Source organism: Paludibaculum fermentans (assembly GCF_015277775.1).
GTDB classification, from domain to species: Bacteria; Acidobacteriota; Terriglobia; order Bryobacterales; family Bryobacteraceae; genus Paludibaculum; species Paludibaculum fermentans.
This window is the reverse complement of the sequence record NZ_CP063849.1, coordinates 4,826,740-4,842,548: the sequence shown is the minus strand read 5'-3', so window position 1 is coordinate 4,842,548 and position 15,809 is coordinate 4,826,740. Positions and strand designations below refer to the sequence as shown.

Below are 15,809 nucleotides of genomic sequence, written 5' to 3'. Positions count from 1 at the left end.
GCGCTCTGCCTTTCCACCCCTGCCGCGAGGAGTCATTATCTGTGAAGCGTTCCGCGAACGACGAAACTCTCCGGTGTTCTTTTTGCCACAAAAGCCAGGATGTTGTTGGGAAGCTGATTTCCTCTCCCAGTGACTATCCCCGGGCCTACATCTGCGACGAGTGCATCGCTGTTTGCAACTCCATCCTGGAAGACGACCGTCCCGAGAAGCCCTACGGGGCGCCGCACAAGCTTCCTAAGCCATTGGAACTGAAGGAGTACCTCGACGCCTACGTGATTGGGCAAGAGGCGGTGAAGAAGAAGTTGGCGGTAGCGGTTTACAACCACTACAAGCGGATTCAGATGAACCGCCAGCGTGTCGGTGAAGTTGAGCTCGCGAAGTCGAACATTCTGCTGATTGGGCCCACTGGCACGGGTAAGACCTTGCTGGCCCAGACCTTAGCCCGCATCCTGGACGTTCCGTTCGCCATCGTGGACGCGACGACCCTGACGGAAGCCGGCTATGTGGGCGAAGATGTCGAGAACATCATTCTGCGGCTGTTGCAGAACTCTGATTGGGATGTACAGCGGTGCCAAACCGGGATTATTTATATCGATGAAATCGATAAGATTTCCCGCAAAGATGAAAACCCCTCAATCACTCGAGATGTCTCCGGCGAGGGTGTTCAGCAGGCATTGCTGAAGATTCTTGAAGGGACAGTAGCGAATGTTCCGCCGCAGGGCGGCCGGAAGCACCCGCATCAGGAGTTCACGCCCGTGGACACCACGAACATCCTGTTCATCTGCGGTGGCGCTTTTGTGGGTCTGGAAAAGATCATCTCCCGGCGCACTGGTAAGAAGACTCTCGGCTTCAAGGGTGAAGAAGAGAAGGTGGATCCGCGGCGGGCCGCCATGCAGCGGGACATGACCCTGCTGGAGCAGCTGCAGCCGGAAGACCTGATCCGTTATGGCTTTATCCCGGAGTTCATCGGGCGCATGCCGGTGGCCGGGGTGCTGGAAGATCTGGACCGCAGTGCCCTGGTGCAGATCCTGACGCGGCCGAAGAACGCGATCATCAAGCAGTACCAGAAATTGTTTGAATTCGAAAATGTTAGACTGAAGTTCAGCGACGACGCGATGGAGGCGATTGCAGAACTCGCCCTCCAGCGTAAGGTCGGGGCCCGGGGCCTCCGGATGATCCTGGAGGAATTGATGCTCGACCTGATGTACTATCTCCCCTCATATAAGAAAGTTCGCGAGTTCATGGTGACCAAGGAGATGGTACTTTCGCAGAAGATCAACTGGGCGCTGCTCGAAAAAGCGGGTTGATCCTAAGGGACATGGGGTACGTGAGTACCCCCTCAATGTAGGCGGGGTAGTCCGGCGCGGCGCGCCGGGACTCGCTATTATCTAACCAGACATTCCCCCCGACATAACGATGAGCACAGCTAAAGAGAAGTCCGACAACCGGCGCTACCCGATGATGCCTATTCGGGACGTCGTCATCTTCCCGCATATGATGACGCCGTTCGTGGTGGGCCGTGAGTCGAGTGTTCGCGCGCTTGAAGACGCGCTTGCCGGTGAGAAGAAGATTTTCCTGGCCACGCAGCATGATGCGAGCGTGGACGAACCCCGCGCCGAGGATATCTACCAGGTCGGGACGGTCGCCAACATCGTACAGTCCGTGCGCATGCCGGACGGCAACATCAAAGTTCTAGTGGAAGGCGTGGAGCGGGCGAAGATCCTCGCCGTGATCGAGGAAGAAGGCTTCTTCCGCGCCACGGTACGCAGTTTCCCCGCCAAAGTTGAGCCCGGCCCCGTGCTGGAGGCGCTCACTGCCCGGGTCACTTCCCTGTTCGAGCAGTACGTAAAGCTGAGCCAGAACGTCAACTACGAGACGATGATCGCGGCGATCCGCGTCGACGATCCCGGCAAACTGGCCGATACGGTCGGCGCCAATCTCCAGTTGACGATTGAAGAGAAGCAGGAACTGCTTGAGATCTTTGACCCGCTGGACCGGTTGACGCGCGTGGCCGACATGCTCGACATCGAGATCGAGAAGCTGAACGTCGACCGCACCATCCAGGGCCGTGTGAAACGCCAGATGGAAAAGGCGCAAAAAGAGTACTACCTCAACGAGAAGATCAAAGCGATCCAGAAGGAACTGGGCCGCGGCGAAAAGTCTGAGTTCGACGAGCTCCGCAAGAAGATCGAATCAGCAGGCATGACCGGCGACGCGAAGGAAAAGGCCATGGCCGAACTGCGCCGCCTGGAGCAGATGCCGCCGATGTCGGCCGAGTCTACGGTTTCCCGCAACTACCTCGACTGGATGCTGGCCGTGCCGTGGAAGAAGAAGTCGAAGGAGATCCGCGACCTGCGCTTTGCCGAGGACGTGTTGAACTCCGACCACTACGGCCTGGAGAAGATCAAGGAACGCATTCTGGAGTTCCTGGCCGTTCGCCGGCTGGTGAAGAATCCGAAGGGCTCCATCCTCTGTTTCGTCGGACCGCCCGGCGTGGGCAAGACCTCGCTCGGCATGTCCGTGGCCAAGGCGACCGGCCGCAATTTCGTGCGCCTGTCCCTGGGCGGCGTGCGGGATGAAGCCGAAGTGCGCGGCCACCGCCGCACCTACATTGGCGCCCTGCCGGGCCAGATTCTTCAGATGATGAAGAAGGCCGGGACGCGCAATCCGGTGTTCATGCTCGACGAGATCGACAAGATGTCGACCGATTTCCGCGGCGACCCATCGGCGGCGCTGCTGGAAGTGCTCGACCCCGAGCAGAACTTCATGTTCCAGGATCACTACCTGGACGTCGAATACGATTTGAGTGAAGTGTTCTTCATTGCAACGGCGAACGTGATGCACACGATCCCGCCGGCCTTGCAGGACCGCATGGAAGTCATCCGTCTCTCCGGCTATACCGAGATCGAGAAGATGGAGATCGCCCGCCGGTTCCTGGTGCCCAAGCAGATGAAGGCGACCGGCATGGAAGCCGACAACGTTGCTTTCGACGATTCGGGCCTGCTGGCGCTGGTGCAGGGTTACACGCGGGAAGCCGGTGTTCGCAATCTGGAACGCGAAATCGGGAACGTATGCCGCAAGATCGCACGTCAGATTGTTGTGGCGCAGTCGGCCGCGGAAGCGAAGGCTGAGGCGGAAGGCGGCCCGAAGGCTTCGAGCGAAGCGGTGATGGCGCCGACCAGCGTCTATCCCAAGGTCGAGGTGGATGCGGCCAAGGTGGGCGAACTGCTGGGACCGGCCCGTTACCGGGATCTGACGACGGAGAAGAAACCCGAAGTCGGGATTGCAACAGGTTTGGCTTGGACGGAAGTGGGCGGCCAGGTGCTGACGACGGAAGCAAGCATCATGGAAGGCCGGGGCCGGTTGATGATTACCGGCAAGTTGGGCGATGTGATGCAGGAGTCGGCGCAGGCCGCTATGAGTTTCGTGCGGTCGCGCGCCAGTATGCTGGGTCTGCCCAGGGACTTCTACCGTCACCTGGACATTCACATCCATGTCCCCGAGGGCGCCATCCCGAAGGATGGACCTTCCGCGGGCATTACGATCGCGACCACGGTCGCCTCCGCACTGACGAAGTTCCCGGTGCGCGGCGATGTGGCGATGACCGGAGAGATCACGCTGCGCGGGCGGGTTCTACCCATCGGCGGAGTCAAGGAGAAGCTGATGGCGGCACACCGTCACGGCATTTTCGAGGCACTGCTTCCGCGCGATAATGAAAAAGACCTTGCGGACGTTCCCGAGAACATCCGGAAAGAGATGAAGATCCACCTCGTCGAATGGATGGACGAAGTGTTGAGAATCGCTCTGGCCGGGGATCTGGACTCTCTCGCCTCACAGACGCCGGTGCATCCTCTCGAGGTTGTGCCTGAACTGCCGGCGGAAGAGAACCGGGCCCACTAGTTGATCGTCCGACAGGAAGAGAATTGAAATAAGCCGGCCGTGGTAACATCCGCGGAGTTTCTACTAAGCGCGTCGAATGCCGGGCACTTCCCCCCAGAGGGAATGCCGGAAGTGGCGTTTCTAGGGCGAAGCAACGTGGGCAAGTCCACGCTGCTGAACCGGTTGCTGGGCCAGAAACTGGCGTTTACGTCGAGTACCCCCGGCCGGACGCAGTCGGTGAATTTCTTCCGGGTGGAGGATCGAATGATCTTTGTCGATCTACCCGGGTATGGATACGCGAAAGCCCCGAAGTCTGTCTCGAGGGCCTGGCAGGAGGTAGTGGACGCTTACCTTCTGCAGCGGGAGAAATTGGCTTTGTGCTGTGTGCTGTTGGACTCACGCCGCGGCTGGATGGAAACGGATCTCCAGCTGAAGGAATGGCTGGAGTTCCATCAGCGGCCCTACGTGGTAGTGGCGACGAAGGTGGATAAGCTCAACCAGAAAGAAAAGAATGCGAGCCAGAAGGCGATCCGGGAACATTACCCTTCCGGAGAAATCATCTGGTTCTCGGGCCTTTCCGGCCAAGGAGTAAAAGAGATTTGGCAAACGATCTGGAAAAGAACGGTTCGGTAAACCCCGAGTCCGTGCCTACTGAAGCGACGCCGGAAACCAGGCCGTCCGAAGCCCCCTCCAAAGAAACCCAACCGTCCCGCAGAAGGACGGAGTCGCGCGCCAAGGGTGATAACGGAGAAGCGAAGATCAAGTCCGAGAACGGTGCAGATAAGCCCAAAGTGGAGCCGCCCGTGAAACAGGAAGAACCCAAAGCCGCCACGCCGGTCGTGGCGCCGACCGCCCCACCGGCGGCTGCCCCTCCGGCAGCTGCCACCACTCCCGCGCCGGCTGAAGGCGCGCTGCCACCCCTGACAGCGGAAGAACGCCGCCAGGGTGCGCTCAACAAGCGAGGCAATCTCGACTTGGGTGAGCTGAAGGAAATGTCCATCTCGCGGCTGAATCAGATCGCTCGCGATCTCGATATCAGCGGCGTGGCCGGCATGCGCAAGCAGGAGTTGATCTTCAAGATCCTCCAGGCGCAGGCCGAGAAGGCCGGCCTCATCTTCTCCGAAGGCGTCATCGAATGCCTGCCGGACGGCTTCGGCTTCCTGCGCGCTCCGGAATACAACTACCTGCCCGGCCCGGACGACGTCTACGTTTCGCCTTCGCAAATCCGCCGTTTCGACCTGCGCACCGGCGACACGGTGAGCGGCCAGATCCGGCCGCCGAAGGAAGGCGAACGTTATTTCGCGCTCATCAAAGTGGACGCGATCAACTTCGAACCGCCGGAGCAGTCGCGCAACAAGATCTTCTTCGACAACCTGACGCCGCTGTATCCGCAGGAGCGGATCAAGCTCGAGACCGTGAAGGACAGCTTCACCGGGCGCGTCATGGATATGCTCACGCCCATCGGCAAGGGCCAGCGCGGCCTCATCGTCGCTCCGCCGCGCACCGGCAAGACGATGCTGCTGCAGTCGATCGCGCACTCCATCACGGCCAACCATCCGGAGGTCGTCCTCATCGTCCTGCTCATCGACGAACGTCCGGAAGAAGTCACCGACATGCAGCGTTCGGTGAAGGGCGAAGTCATCAGCTCGACCTTCGACGAACCCGCCCAGCGCCACGTCCAGGTGGCGGAAATGGTCATCGAAAAGGCCAAGCGCCTGGTTGAGCACAAGCGCGATGTCGTCATCCTGCTGGACTCCATCACCCGCCTGGCGCGCGCCTACAACACGGTTGTGCCGCCCAGCGGCAAAGTGCTCTCGGGCGGTGTCGATTCCAATGCGCTGCAGCGCCCCAAGCGCTTCTTCGGCGCGGCTCGCAACATCGAAGAGGGCGGCTCGCTCACCATCATGGCGACGGCGCTCATCGATACCGGCAGCCGTATGGACGACGTGATCTTTGAAGAGTTCAAGGGCACGGGCAACATGGAAATCCACCTCGACCGCAAGCTGGTGGACAAGCGCATCTTCCCCGCCATCGACATCAACAAGAGCGGTACGCGCAAGGACGAACTGCTGATCCCGCGCGAAGAACTCAACCGCATTTGGGTGCTGCGCAAGGTGCTGGCTCCGCTGTCGCCGGTGGAGAGCATCGAGCTGCTGCTGGACAAGCTGGCCAAGACGCGCTCCAACTCGGAGTTCCTGGCTTCGATGAGCGGTTAGTCCGTTCCCTGCCGGGTCGCGAAATCAGGGCGGAGACCATGCTCCTCAAGGGAGCGGGGCCTCCGCCCTTCGTGTTTTCATTCCGGCTAAAATCGAAGACGCATGGCGCGTGTCACGCTGGTTCATTGGAATGCGGAAGAGGCGGCCCGGCGGTTGGCGCAACTGCGCGCGGCCGGCCACGCGCCCGTCCACTGGGCGCCTACCTCCGGCAACGACCTCAAGGCTCTCGACCCCACTGACCTGGTTGTCATCGATCTCACCCGAGTGCCTTCCCGCGGCCGCGATGTCGGCTCGGCCCTGCGGCGCGGCAAGGCCACCCGCCACATCCCGCTCTTGTTCCTCGACGGCGTGCAGGACAAAGTGGAGCGCGTGCGCAGCGTGCTGCCGGACGCGTCCTACGGTGACTGGGCCCACCTGCGCGCCGCGGTGAAACTGGCCTTGAAGCCCGTGCCCGCCAAGCCCGCCGTCCCGGACGCCATGGCCGGCTACTCGGGCACTCCGCTGGCCAGGAAGCTCATCATTCGTGAGAACGATGTGGTGGCCCTCATCGACGCTCCGGACGACATCGAGGAGAAGCTCGCGCCGCTGCCGGCGAATGTACGCTTCATGACACGCCTCAGCGTCCAGGCCGGTGTAATCCTGCTCTTCTGTCTCTCGCGCCACGACCTGGAATCCCAATTTCACAGTGCTGCCAATGCTCTCGTGAAGAAGGGCCGTCTCTGGCTGGCGTGGCCCAAGAAGTCATCCGGCATACAGTCCGACCTGACCGAGCCGTTCGTCCGCGAGTACGGCCTGGCACAGGGTTTTGTCGACTACAAAATCTGCGCCATCGACGCCACCTGGTCGGGACTCTGTTTTGCGCGCCGCTAGAAACGTACAATGTCCCCTATGAGGGTTTTCCTTTTTCTATTGGCCGCGACGGCATTGCCCGCGGCTGACCTGCGGCTCGGCATAGTCGGTACCGACACTTCCCACTCCGTCGCCTTCACCGCGCTCCTGAACGATCCGGCGAACAAGAATCACCTGGCCGGCGCGCGGGTCGTTGCCGCCTACAAGGGCGGCAGCCCCGACATCAAGGAAAGCTCAGGCCGGCTCGAGAAGTATGCTGAGGAGCTGAGCACGAAGTACGGCGTCGAGCTGACGCCCGATATCCCCACGCTGCTCACCAAGGTGGATGCTGTCCTGCTGGAAAGCGTCGACGGCCGCAAGCACCTGGAGCAGTTCCGCCAGATCGTCAAGGCAGGCAAGCCGGTCTTCATCGACAAGCCGCTGGCGTCCACTTTGTTCGATGCGCGCGAAATCGCCAAGTTGGCGCAGGAGAACAACGTGAAGTGGTTCTCGGCCTCCGTGCTGCGCTTCAGCGACGTGCTGCCCACCCTGAAACTGGACGGCCTGAACGGCGTCTACGCCTGGGGGCCCGGGCCTCTCGAAGAACACCACCAGTTGGGCCTCTCCTGGTATGGCGTGCATACCGTGGAGACCCTGTATACGATGCTGGGCCGGGGCTGCGAAGAGGTGACGTTCACGTCGTCGGATGACGCCGATGTGGTGACCGGCAAGTGGCGCGACGGGCGCATCGGTACAATCCGCGTGATCCGGCCCTACTCCGCCTTCGGCGTCACGGCCTTCTCCTCCAAGGCCATCAAGACCAATGAGAAGGATCTTTACACCGGCTATCAGAACCTGGTGAAGGAGATCATCCAGTTCTTCCAGACCGGCAAGTCGCCCATCGACGAGCAGGAGACCCTGGAGATGTTCGCGTTCATGGATGCCGCGCAGCGCAGCAAGGACTCGGGCGGCACTCCAACGAAGCTCCGCTAACCCAATCAATCCCATATGAGAACGGATTTCGTCCTCTTCGGGCCGGCTCATTTCGCCATCATGGCGGCCATCCCCTGCTTCGGAGCCCTGCTGGCGTGGGCCGTCCGCGGCAAGCCGGAGGCCGCCCGGCGCACCCGCCTCGGCTTCGGCCTGTTCCTGTTGGTGAACGAGTTGGTGTGGTACGGCTACAAACTGACCCAGGAAGGGAGCCGGTTTCCCGAGGGTCTGCCGTTTCAGCTTTGCGACCTGTCGCTCTGGCTCACGGTGATCACGCTGCTGGCCCTGCACCCCTGGACGTTCGAGCCCGGTTTCTTCGTGGGCATCGCCGGCGCCAGCATGGCCGTGGTGACACCGGAGCTCTGGGCGCCCGCCTGGTCGTATCCAACAGCGTATTTCTTCGTGGCCCACGGCGGCATTATCGCGGCCATGCTGTTCCTGGTTTGGTCCGGCCAGGCACGGCCCAGGCCTCACGCCATGTGGCGCGGCTTCCTGGTCTTGAATGCCTGGGCGGCATTTGTCGGGACCTTCAACGCCATCTTCCACACCAACTACATGTTTCTGTGCCGCAAGCCAGTCAGCGCATCCGCGCTGGATGCCATGGGCCCGTGGCCCTGGTACGTGCTTGGCGGCGAGGCTGCCGCACTGGTGCTATTCGCGCTGATGTCGCTGCCGTTCCGGAAGCCCGCGCCGGCGGCAGTCTAGGAACTTACCGGTTCCGGCTTCTCGGCGCGGCCTTTCATGACGGCCGGCAGGCGGAACACCTGGCCCTGCTGGTTGGCGAAATAGAGGTACGATTCCGAGGGTTTCAACGCGTTCCCGTCGGCCCACAGGGCATAGAAGTCGGGATGCGCGTTCAGCGGCCGCCGCACGTAGGTGTGGTTGCGCGGGCTGTTTTTCGTGAGGGCCTGGGTCTTCTTCCAGGTCAGGCCATCGTCCCGGCTCTCCCAATTCTCGATCTCGCCGCCCGTGCTCCAGGCCTGCGGGCCGGCGCCCGTGGGCCCGATGAACCGCCAGGCGCCCTCTTCCAGGTACAACGACCCGTGGTCGTAGTTGTGGTCTGTCTCCGCAATCGTGGAGAACCTCCACTCCGACCCCGTCCAGCGCGCCAGGCACAACTGCCGCGGTCCATTCCGCGGACCCGGTTCGTAGCCCTTGCTCGTCAGATACAGCAGCACCGGACGGTTCTGCGCGTCGTACTGCAGGTCTTTCAGGTAGACCAGCAGTCCCTCCTTGTGATAGTTGCGGACCAGGGCCGGGCCGTTCTCGGCGGCGATCGGCAGCAGGATCCCCTGGCCGTCGGCGCTCTCCCACGAAAGACCCGCATTGGCGGTCTGCATGAAGTAGAGATTCGTGCGCTGGTTCAAACCGCCCGGGTTGGGGTGGAAATCGAAGGCGGTACCCAGGCGGCTGCCGGTCTGGTTGGGCCAGCTCAACTGATAGTGGCCCTGCCCCGCAAACGCAATCTCCCGGGGCTTGCTCCAAGCGAAGCCATCCAGGCTGCTCATGGAGTAGAGCGCTCGCCCCGTGGTCTGCTTCTCGTCGCCCACCGGGCGATAGCGCGTATGCAGCAGCAGGAATCCGTGTCCCGGCAGATACCAGGGCTGCGTGTAAGAGAAGTTCGTTTCCAGCACCCGCTGGAAGCTGTCCACTGAATAGGGCCGGCGGCTGCGGTGGATGTATGAGGGGCGCGTCGTCCCATGGGAACCGGAAAAGATCCAGATATAGCCAACGTCGTCGATGGAGATCGTGGGGTTGTCGTGCGCGTCGTCGGTCTGTTTGTTCAGCAGGATGGTCGGCCTGGGCACCATGCCGGTCTTGTGGTCGAAGTACGAGACCATGTGCAGCAGTTCCGTCTTGCCCTTGACCGTACCCCCGTAGCAGAAGAAGGTCTTCTGGGCCGCCTTCGAGTAGATCGCGATCGGCTCGTGCTGCTGGGGGTAAGTCGCGAAGCCCCCGCTGTACTTGTAGACGTATTCGTCGTCAGACGGCTGGTTGAAGTACCAGATCCCGCGGTACCCGTCGTCCTTGGGCTGCACGCCGTTCTGTGCCTGCAACTTGTCTGCAACTACCGGTGCGCCCGCCAGGGCCCCGGCTAAGAATGTTCTCCGGTTGAGCATGGATGAGAGCGGCCAACTATCTGGACTCTAACATGCTCTCCCCGCGCGATTGAAGTGGGCTGCGTCATACCGAGTGCAGGCGCTTGGCGGCGTCCACTCTCGATGCCCTCCAGGCCGGCAGCGCCGTCGCGGCAATGGCTGTCCCGGTGACGGCCACCCCCGCTGCCAGCAGGGTGACCGGATTCTGTGCCGTGATCCCGAAGACCAGATCCTCCAGGCCTCGCGCAGCCATCCAACTCGCCGCACAGCCCAAGCCGATGCCCGCCAGTGCCAGGCGGAGCGCGTGGGCGCCGGTCCAGCCCAGGATCCGTGACGGTGTCGCGCCCAGCGCCAGGCGGATGGCGATCTCCGGCTCCCGCACATTCACCCAGTAGTTCAGCAGTCCATAGATCCCCACCGCCGCCAGCGTGAGCGCCAGGGCCGCGAAAAGACCCAGCAGTACCGTGATGAACCGGCGGCGGACGAGCCCGTCCCGCAAAGTCTCCGTCAGGGGCGCCAGGCGCTGCACCGGCAAATTGCGGTCCAATTCGGCCACTCGCGCGCGGATCGCCGGTGCAACGAGAGCCGGATCCCCGCCGGCGCGCACCATCACCGCCATGGCGCCATCTGTCTGCTGCGCAAAGGGCTGGAAGATCTCCGGCTGCGGCTGGCTGTCCAGGCCGCTCTGGCGGATGTCGCCCACCACCCCTACGATCTCGAACAGCGGGCCCTCCATGTACGGCCCCCCTACCTTGATCTGGCGCCCGACGGCGGATTCGCCGGGCCACCACGTCCGGGCGAATGTCTCGTTCACGATGGCCACCTTCGGACCCGTGCGGGTGTCGTTGGCGGTAAACGCCCGGCCCTGCCGGAGCGGCACACGCATCGTCTCGAAGTACCCTGGCATCGCCGTATTGAACAGTGCAATCGGAACCTCGTTGCGCGCCGGCGCCGGCCGCCCCGGGATCGAGTAAAACCAGTCGCCGCAATCGCCCGCGCCGGGCGGACAATGAACCGCGCTCACCCCGGTCACGCCCGGGATCGTCCGCAACCGTTCCATCAGCGCCGCGTAAAAGTTCTCGCGAGCTTGGCTGTCCGCGTACGTCGCCGGCGGCAGCAGTAGCTCCAGGGACGTGATTTGCCCTGCGTCGAAGCCGGGATTGGCGTCCTGGGCCGCGGAAAGGCTTCTCAGCAGCAGGCCGGAGCCGAAGGCTAGCACAAGGGTCAACGCAATCTCCGCAACCACCAGCGCGCTCCGCAACGCCTGCCTGCGCTTGCCGCCGGAGGATCGCACCGAGTCCTTTAACGCAGTGGTCAGATCCACGCGACCGGCCGTAAACACGGGCGCCAGCCCGGCCAGCAGCCCCGTCCCCAGTGTGATGGCCGACGCAAACAGCAGCACCGGCAGGTCCAGCGTGACCTCCGCAATGCGCGGGATGCCGGGCGGCGCAGTCAGAATCAACAGCCGTAGCGCCCAGCCCGCCAGCAGCACTCCACCCATTCCTCCGCACACGGCCAGCACCAGATTCTCGGTCAGCAACTGCCGGATGAGCCGGCCGCGGCCCGCGCCGATCGCGGTCCGGATCGCCAGTTCACCGCTCCGCGCGGTATTCCGCGCCAGCAGCAGGCTCGCCACGTTGGCGCAGGCGATCAACAGCACCAACACCGCCGCGGCCATCAGGATCATCAGCGTGCCCCGCATCTCGCCAGTGGTCTGTTCCGCGTAGAACCTGCCAAAACTGCGGTGTTCGTTCTCAGGACCTGGTTCGGCCTCGGCCAGGTGGGTCATGATCGCGTCCAGGTCCGCCCGCGACTCGGCCAGTGTGACTCCCGGTTTCAGGCGCGCCAAGGCGCGGATGGAGCCGTGTTTGGAACGGTCGGTGGTCGAGCCCTCCCGCGCGCCCAGGGCGACGTAATAGTCCGCTGTGTTTGGAGCCCAGAATGGCGCGGCAACGCCCGAAACCTCGTACATCTGCCCGTCCAACGTCAGCGCCTTGCCCGCGATGCCCGGATCCCCGCCCAGCTTCTCCGCCCAGAAGCGGTGGTTCAGGACGATCACCGGATTCGCCCCGGGCCGGTCGTCCGATTCCGTCCAGAACCGCCCCAGCACCGGCCGCAGCCCCAGCATCGTGAAGTAGTGGCTGGTCACCGCCATGCCGCGCAGCGTCAATGCCTCGCGCCCGCCGGTGAGGGTCATGTGGTCGCCCCGGAAGGCGGCCATGTGCTCCAGCGTGTGATTCCCGCGCAGCCAGTTCTGGTAGTTCACCCAGGTGACGCTGATCCCGTTTGCCTTGCCGGTGGACTCGCCCAGCCAGACCAGCCGCTCGCCCGCCGGATAAGGCAGCGGCTTCAGGACTACCGTATTGAGAACGCTGAAGATCGCCGTATTCGCTCCGATCCCCAGGGCCAGCGTCAGAACGATCACCAGGGTCAGCGCCGGCGTCTTCCGCATGGCCCGCAACGCATAGCGGATGTCCTGCAGCAGGCTCTCCAGGGCAGGGAAGCCCCAGGTGTCGCGCGCCTTCTCGGCTACCCGGACCGGATTCCCGAAGTGGCGCTGCGCCGCCCGGCGCGCCTCTTCCGGGCTCAAGCCGCGTTCCTCGCGGTCGGCCGCATCCATCTCCAGGTGAGCCTGGATCTCCTCGGCCAGGTCACCGGAGATCGCTCCACGGCCCGTCAGCCAGCCTTTCAGGCGGGACCACCATTCGCGCATAAGTTCAGGCCTCCGGATTCAATACGCGGGTCATTGCTTCGACGAAGCGCTGCCACTTCGAGCTCTCGCGGATCAGTTGCTCGCGCCCGCCAGGCGTGAGCGTGTAGTAACGTGCCCGCCGCGCGTTGGGCGATACCTTCCACTCGGCGGCCAGCCAGCCGCGCTGCAGCAGGCGCTGCAAGGCCGGGTAGAGTGAGCCGTTATCGACGACAAACTCACGGCCCGACTGCTGTTCCAGGAATTGCGAGATGCCGTAAGCGTGGTTGGGGCCTGCCTGGAGGCTGCGCAGGATCAGGACTTCCAGGGTGCCCTGGAGGAACTCGAGCGGTTCCCGTGGATCGTCTACTGTAGACATTCTATCTGTAGAATGCGGGCAGACCACTCGCAGGTCAAGAATGAAAGTGGAAGAGGCCGTGAATTGTTACAGGAGCGAAGGAAAGGCGGGACAGGCGGGCGGGCAACACAAAAAGGGCAGGTCGCCGGACCTGCCCTTCTCGCGAATTCGGTTGTAGAAGAGGGAAGTTACTTCGCCTTCTTCTGTTTCTGCTGACCGACGCGGACCTTGAACTGCTTCTGCTGCATATCTTCCCAGGCTTTCCAATCGAAGCGCTTGGAGGCATCGGCAAGGTACTGGTCTACGTCCGCACCCTTCGGCAGGACAGCCATCAGGGTTGCTTCCTGGCCCGTGGGGCCGGTGATGCGAAAACGGCGGACATTCGGGATCGACATGACCACTTCACTATAGCAAATCAGACAACGCTTCGCCTAGTTCCGGCCTCTGAAACTGGAATCCGAGGTCCAGGGCGGCCTGGGGAATCACCCTCTGGCTCTCCGTCAGCACCGACGCCATCTCCCCATACAGCAGCTTCAGGGCGAATCCGGGCACCGGGAAGAACGCCGGCCGGTGTAGTCCCGCCGCCAGGATCCGCGTAAAGTCTTTATTCGTAATAGGATTGGGGGTAACACAGTTCACCGGACCGGCCACGCCCTGGTTCGACACCGCCCAGCCGATCAGGCGCACCATGTCCTGGACGTGAATCCACGACATCCACTGCCCGCCCCCAGCCAACGGCCCGCCGACGCCCATCCGGAACGGCGGCAGCATTTTTGCCAGCGCTCCTCCGCCGCGGCCCAACACCACGCCCGTCCGTAGTTTGACCACCCGAATCCCCAGCGCCCGGGCCAGATCCGCCGTCGCCTCCCACTCTTTGCACGTATCCGGCAGGAAGCCCCGGCCCGGCTTCGACTGCTCGGTCAGCACCTCCGCTCCACGATCGCCGTAATACCCCGTTGCCGATGCGCACACCAGCACCTGGGGACGCGGCGAAAGGGTTGTCAGGGCCTCCACCAGATGCCGGGTTCCGTCTACACGGCTGCTGCGGATCGCTGCCTTCACCGCCGGGCTCCAGCGCTGCGCCACCGGTTCACCCGCCAGGTGGATGACGGCGTCGGCGCCCGCCAGGCTCGCTTCCGGAGGCTGGCCGGCCACCGGATCCCAGGCGAAATAGCCCGGGCGGCCCCGTGGATTCCGGCTCAGGATTCGCAGTTCGTGCCCGTCCGTCCGCAACTGCGCCGTCAACGCGCTGCCGAGAAATCCGGTTGCCCCAGTCAGTGTCATCTTCATAGCGGTCTCATCGAACCCGGAACGGGTCCTTCCCTGTCTGCTGCAAATGGCCGATCTCGCGCAGATAGGCGTCGACACCCGTCTTGCGCTTCATCCCTTCCAGGTTCATATACCGGATCATGCCGAAAATCGGCCGCTCCTGCCAGGGCCGGTCGTGCAGCCCGAAACACCACAGGATGTTCGTATACGTATTGGGGTCCCGCCCGTCCAGCGCATAGCGGTCGTGGATGTGGATCATCGTCTCCAGCGCGTCCTGGCAGGTGGGCGACCACTCAATGATCTTCTTGCCCCAGTACATGCGGTAGTAGCCGTGGATCTTCCCCCGCAGCAGCATCTCGGTCTGGCAGGCGTTCCACAGCGCGTCATGCGTCTCGGCGCGCTCAAACTCTTCCAGCGTGTAGGAGGGCGACCGCGGATCCGCCGCATGCTTCCCCAGCGTGGTCTTCACCCAGTCGGGCAGATTGTCGAGTGAGCCTGGATTCTCCACATGCCGGGCGTAGTTGAACGCCAGTTCGCGCCGCACGATCAGTTCCTCTAGAAACTCCGAGGCAATGAGATCGTGCTCCTGCGCATACTCCGCCGCCGCCAGCGCAATCTCCAGTGACGAGATCTGCCCAAAGTGCAGATACGGGCTCATGTCGGATGTGGCATGCGCGGCGGGTTCATTCCGCTCCCGCGCATAGCGCCGCAGATTGTTCTTAAGGAAGTGCTGCAGCAGCTTCTCAGCGGCCAGCCGGCCGCCCATATAGGAAATGGATGGCGCCACCGAGTGATCGATCTCGCACGACGCTACCAGGGCTGGAATCTCTTCCGCGGTCAACGGCACGTGCCATTCCGGAGCAGTTCCAGTCCAGGCGCGCTGCGGCTTTGTGACCGTACACGGTTCCAGATACTCCGGCAGCAGCCGGGTGATCTTGGGCCGGATGGTATACGCGGCATACTCGCGCTTCTCCAGCACATTCATCGGCACCACGCAGCTCGAATCCACCGCGCTGAACGAAACGTCCAGCTTCGCCGGCACCGTGGCATTGTGCCCGGCCGCGATGAACGTCGGGTAGTCGTCCGTCACCACGCACGCGGCCTTCCGGGCCAGCCGGTACAGCACGTCGTTTGGATCTTCGCGCCGCCGCCGCGGATAGAAGCAATAGCCGATGCCGAGCCGGCCCAGGCGCCGCGCCATCTCCGGCACCCCTTCGAGCAGGAAGGTGTGCAGGCGGTCGTTCGCCATTTTGTAGGTGCAGGTCAGTCCCTCATAGCAAAGGACTGGCAGCTTTAGCTCATTCGCGCGCTGGATGGCCCAGGCCAGGGCGTGATTCGAGTCCACGCGCCGGTTCATCTGGGACCAGTAGAGGACATGCTCCGCGCTGGGCCGGACCGGCGCGGCATTGAGCGTCCGCACCCGCTGTTCAAGTTTCGTCGTGACTGCCACTCACTCTCTGGATGACAAAAAAGCACGCGCA

The 15,809-nt window shown here is 63.0% G+C and carries 13 protein-coding genes; 7 read left to right on the top strand and 6 right to left on the bottom strand.

Annotated features, from left to right (window positions below; translation table 11 throughout):
* Positions 1 to 41: 41 nt before the first annotated feature.
* From clpX to IRI77_RS18900, 7 genes are all read left to right on the top strand, one after another.
* On the top strand, positions 42 to 1,307 hold the full coding sequence (clpX, locus tag IRI77_RS18930) for an ATP-dependent Clp protease ATP-binding subunit ClpX (protein WP_228486202.1): 1,266 nt from the start codon (positions 42 to 44) through the stop codon (positions 1,305 to 1,307).
* 109 nt (positions 1,308 to 1,416) lie between these two features.
* Entirely contained in the window at positions 1,417 to 3,900 is a 2,484-nt protein-coding gene (lon, locus tag IRI77_RS18925) for an endopeptidase La (protein WP_194446602.1), read from the top strand.
* A gap of 39 nt (positions 3,901 to 3,939) precedes the next feature.
* Entirely contained in the window at positions 3,940 to 4,512 is a 573-nt protein-coding gene (gene yihA / locus IRI77_RS18920; RefSeq protein ID WP_194446601.1) for a ribosome biogenesis GTP-binding protein YihA/YsxC, read from the top strand.
* Positions 4,513 to 4,799: 287 nt separating this feature from the next.
* Positions 4,800 to 6,095, top strand: a complete 1,296-nt coding sequence (rho, locus tag IRI77_RS18915) for a transcription termination factor Rho (protein WP_267239399.1) — start codon at positions 4,800 to 4,802, stop codon at positions 6,093 to 6,095.
* Positions 6,096 to 6,197: 102 nt separating this feature from the next.
* Positions 6,198 to 6,965 (top strand): hypothetical protein, encoded by a 768-nt coding sequence (locus IRI77_RS18910; protein WP_194446600.1) that lies wholly within the window; start codon positions 6,198 to 6,200, stop codon positions 6,963 to 6,965.
* An 18-nt stretch (positions 6,966 to 6,983) separates the two neighbouring features.
* The gene (locus IRI77_RS18905) at positions 6,984 to 7,916 is read left to right on the top strand and encodes a Gfo/Idh/MocA family protein (RefSeq protein ID WP_194446599.1); all 933 of its coding nucleotides are present in this window, start codon (positions 6,984 to 6,986) and stop codon (positions 7,914 to 7,916) included.
* Positions 7,917 to 7,931: 15 nt separating this feature from the next.
* Positions 7,932 to 8,618 carry a YwaF family protein gene (locus IRI77_RS18900; RefSeq protein WP_194446598.1) on the top strand — a complete coding sequence of 229 codons (687 nt, stop codon included), beginning with the start codon at positions 7,932 to 7,934 and terminating at the stop codon, positions 8,616 to 8,618.
* On the opposite strand, the gene IRI77_RS18895 is transcribed toward IRI77_RS18900, so the two are convergent.
* The 6 genes from IRI77_RS18895 to IRI77_RS18870 form a co-directional block, all read right to left on the bottom strand.
* Positions 8,615 to 9,970 (bottom strand): BNR-4 repeat-containing protein, encoded by a 1,356-nt coding sequence (locus IRI77_RS18895; RefSeq protein WP_228486200.1) that lies wholly within the window; start codon positions 9,968 to 9,970, stop codon positions 8,615 to 8,617. The two genes, IRI77_RS18900 and IRI77_RS18895, sit on opposite strands and share 4 nt — an antisense overlap.
* A gap of 127 nt (positions 9,971 to 10,097) precedes the next feature.
* Entirely contained in the window at positions 10,098 to 12,725 is a 2,628-nt protein-coding gene (locus IRI77_RS18890) for an ABC transporter permease (protein WP_194446596.1), read from the bottom strand.
* 4 nt (positions 12,726 to 12,729) lie between these two features.
* Positions 12,730 to 13,080, bottom strand: coding sequence for a PadR family transcriptional regulator (locus IRI77_RS18885; RefSeq protein ID WP_194446595.1), 351 nt, complete (start codon positions 13,078 to 13,080; stop codon positions 12,730 to 12,732).
* Positions 13,081 to 13,247: 167 nt separating this feature from the next.
* The gene (locus tag IRI77_RS18880) at positions 13,248 to 13,454 is read right to left on the bottom strand and encodes a hypothetical protein (protein ID WP_194446594.1); all 207 of its coding nucleotides are present in this window, start codon (positions 13,452 to 13,454) and stop codon (positions 13,248 to 13,250) included.
* Between the two features lie 10 nt (positions 13,455 to 13,464).
* Positions 13,465 to 14,349, bottom strand: coding sequence for a TIGR01777 family oxidoreductase (locus tag IRI77_RS18875; RefSeq protein WP_194446593.1), 885 nt, complete (start codon positions 14,347 to 14,349; stop codon positions 13,465 to 13,467).
* 7 nt (positions 14,350 to 14,356) lie between these two features.
* Complete coding sequence (locus tag IRI77_RS18870; protein ID WP_194446592.1) at positions 14,357 to 15,778, bottom strand: deoxyribodipyrimidine photo-lyase; 1,422 nt, start codon at positions 15,776 to 15,778, stop codon at positions 14,357 to 14,359.
* Between the last annotated feature and the right edge of the window lie 31 nt (positions 15,779 to 15,809).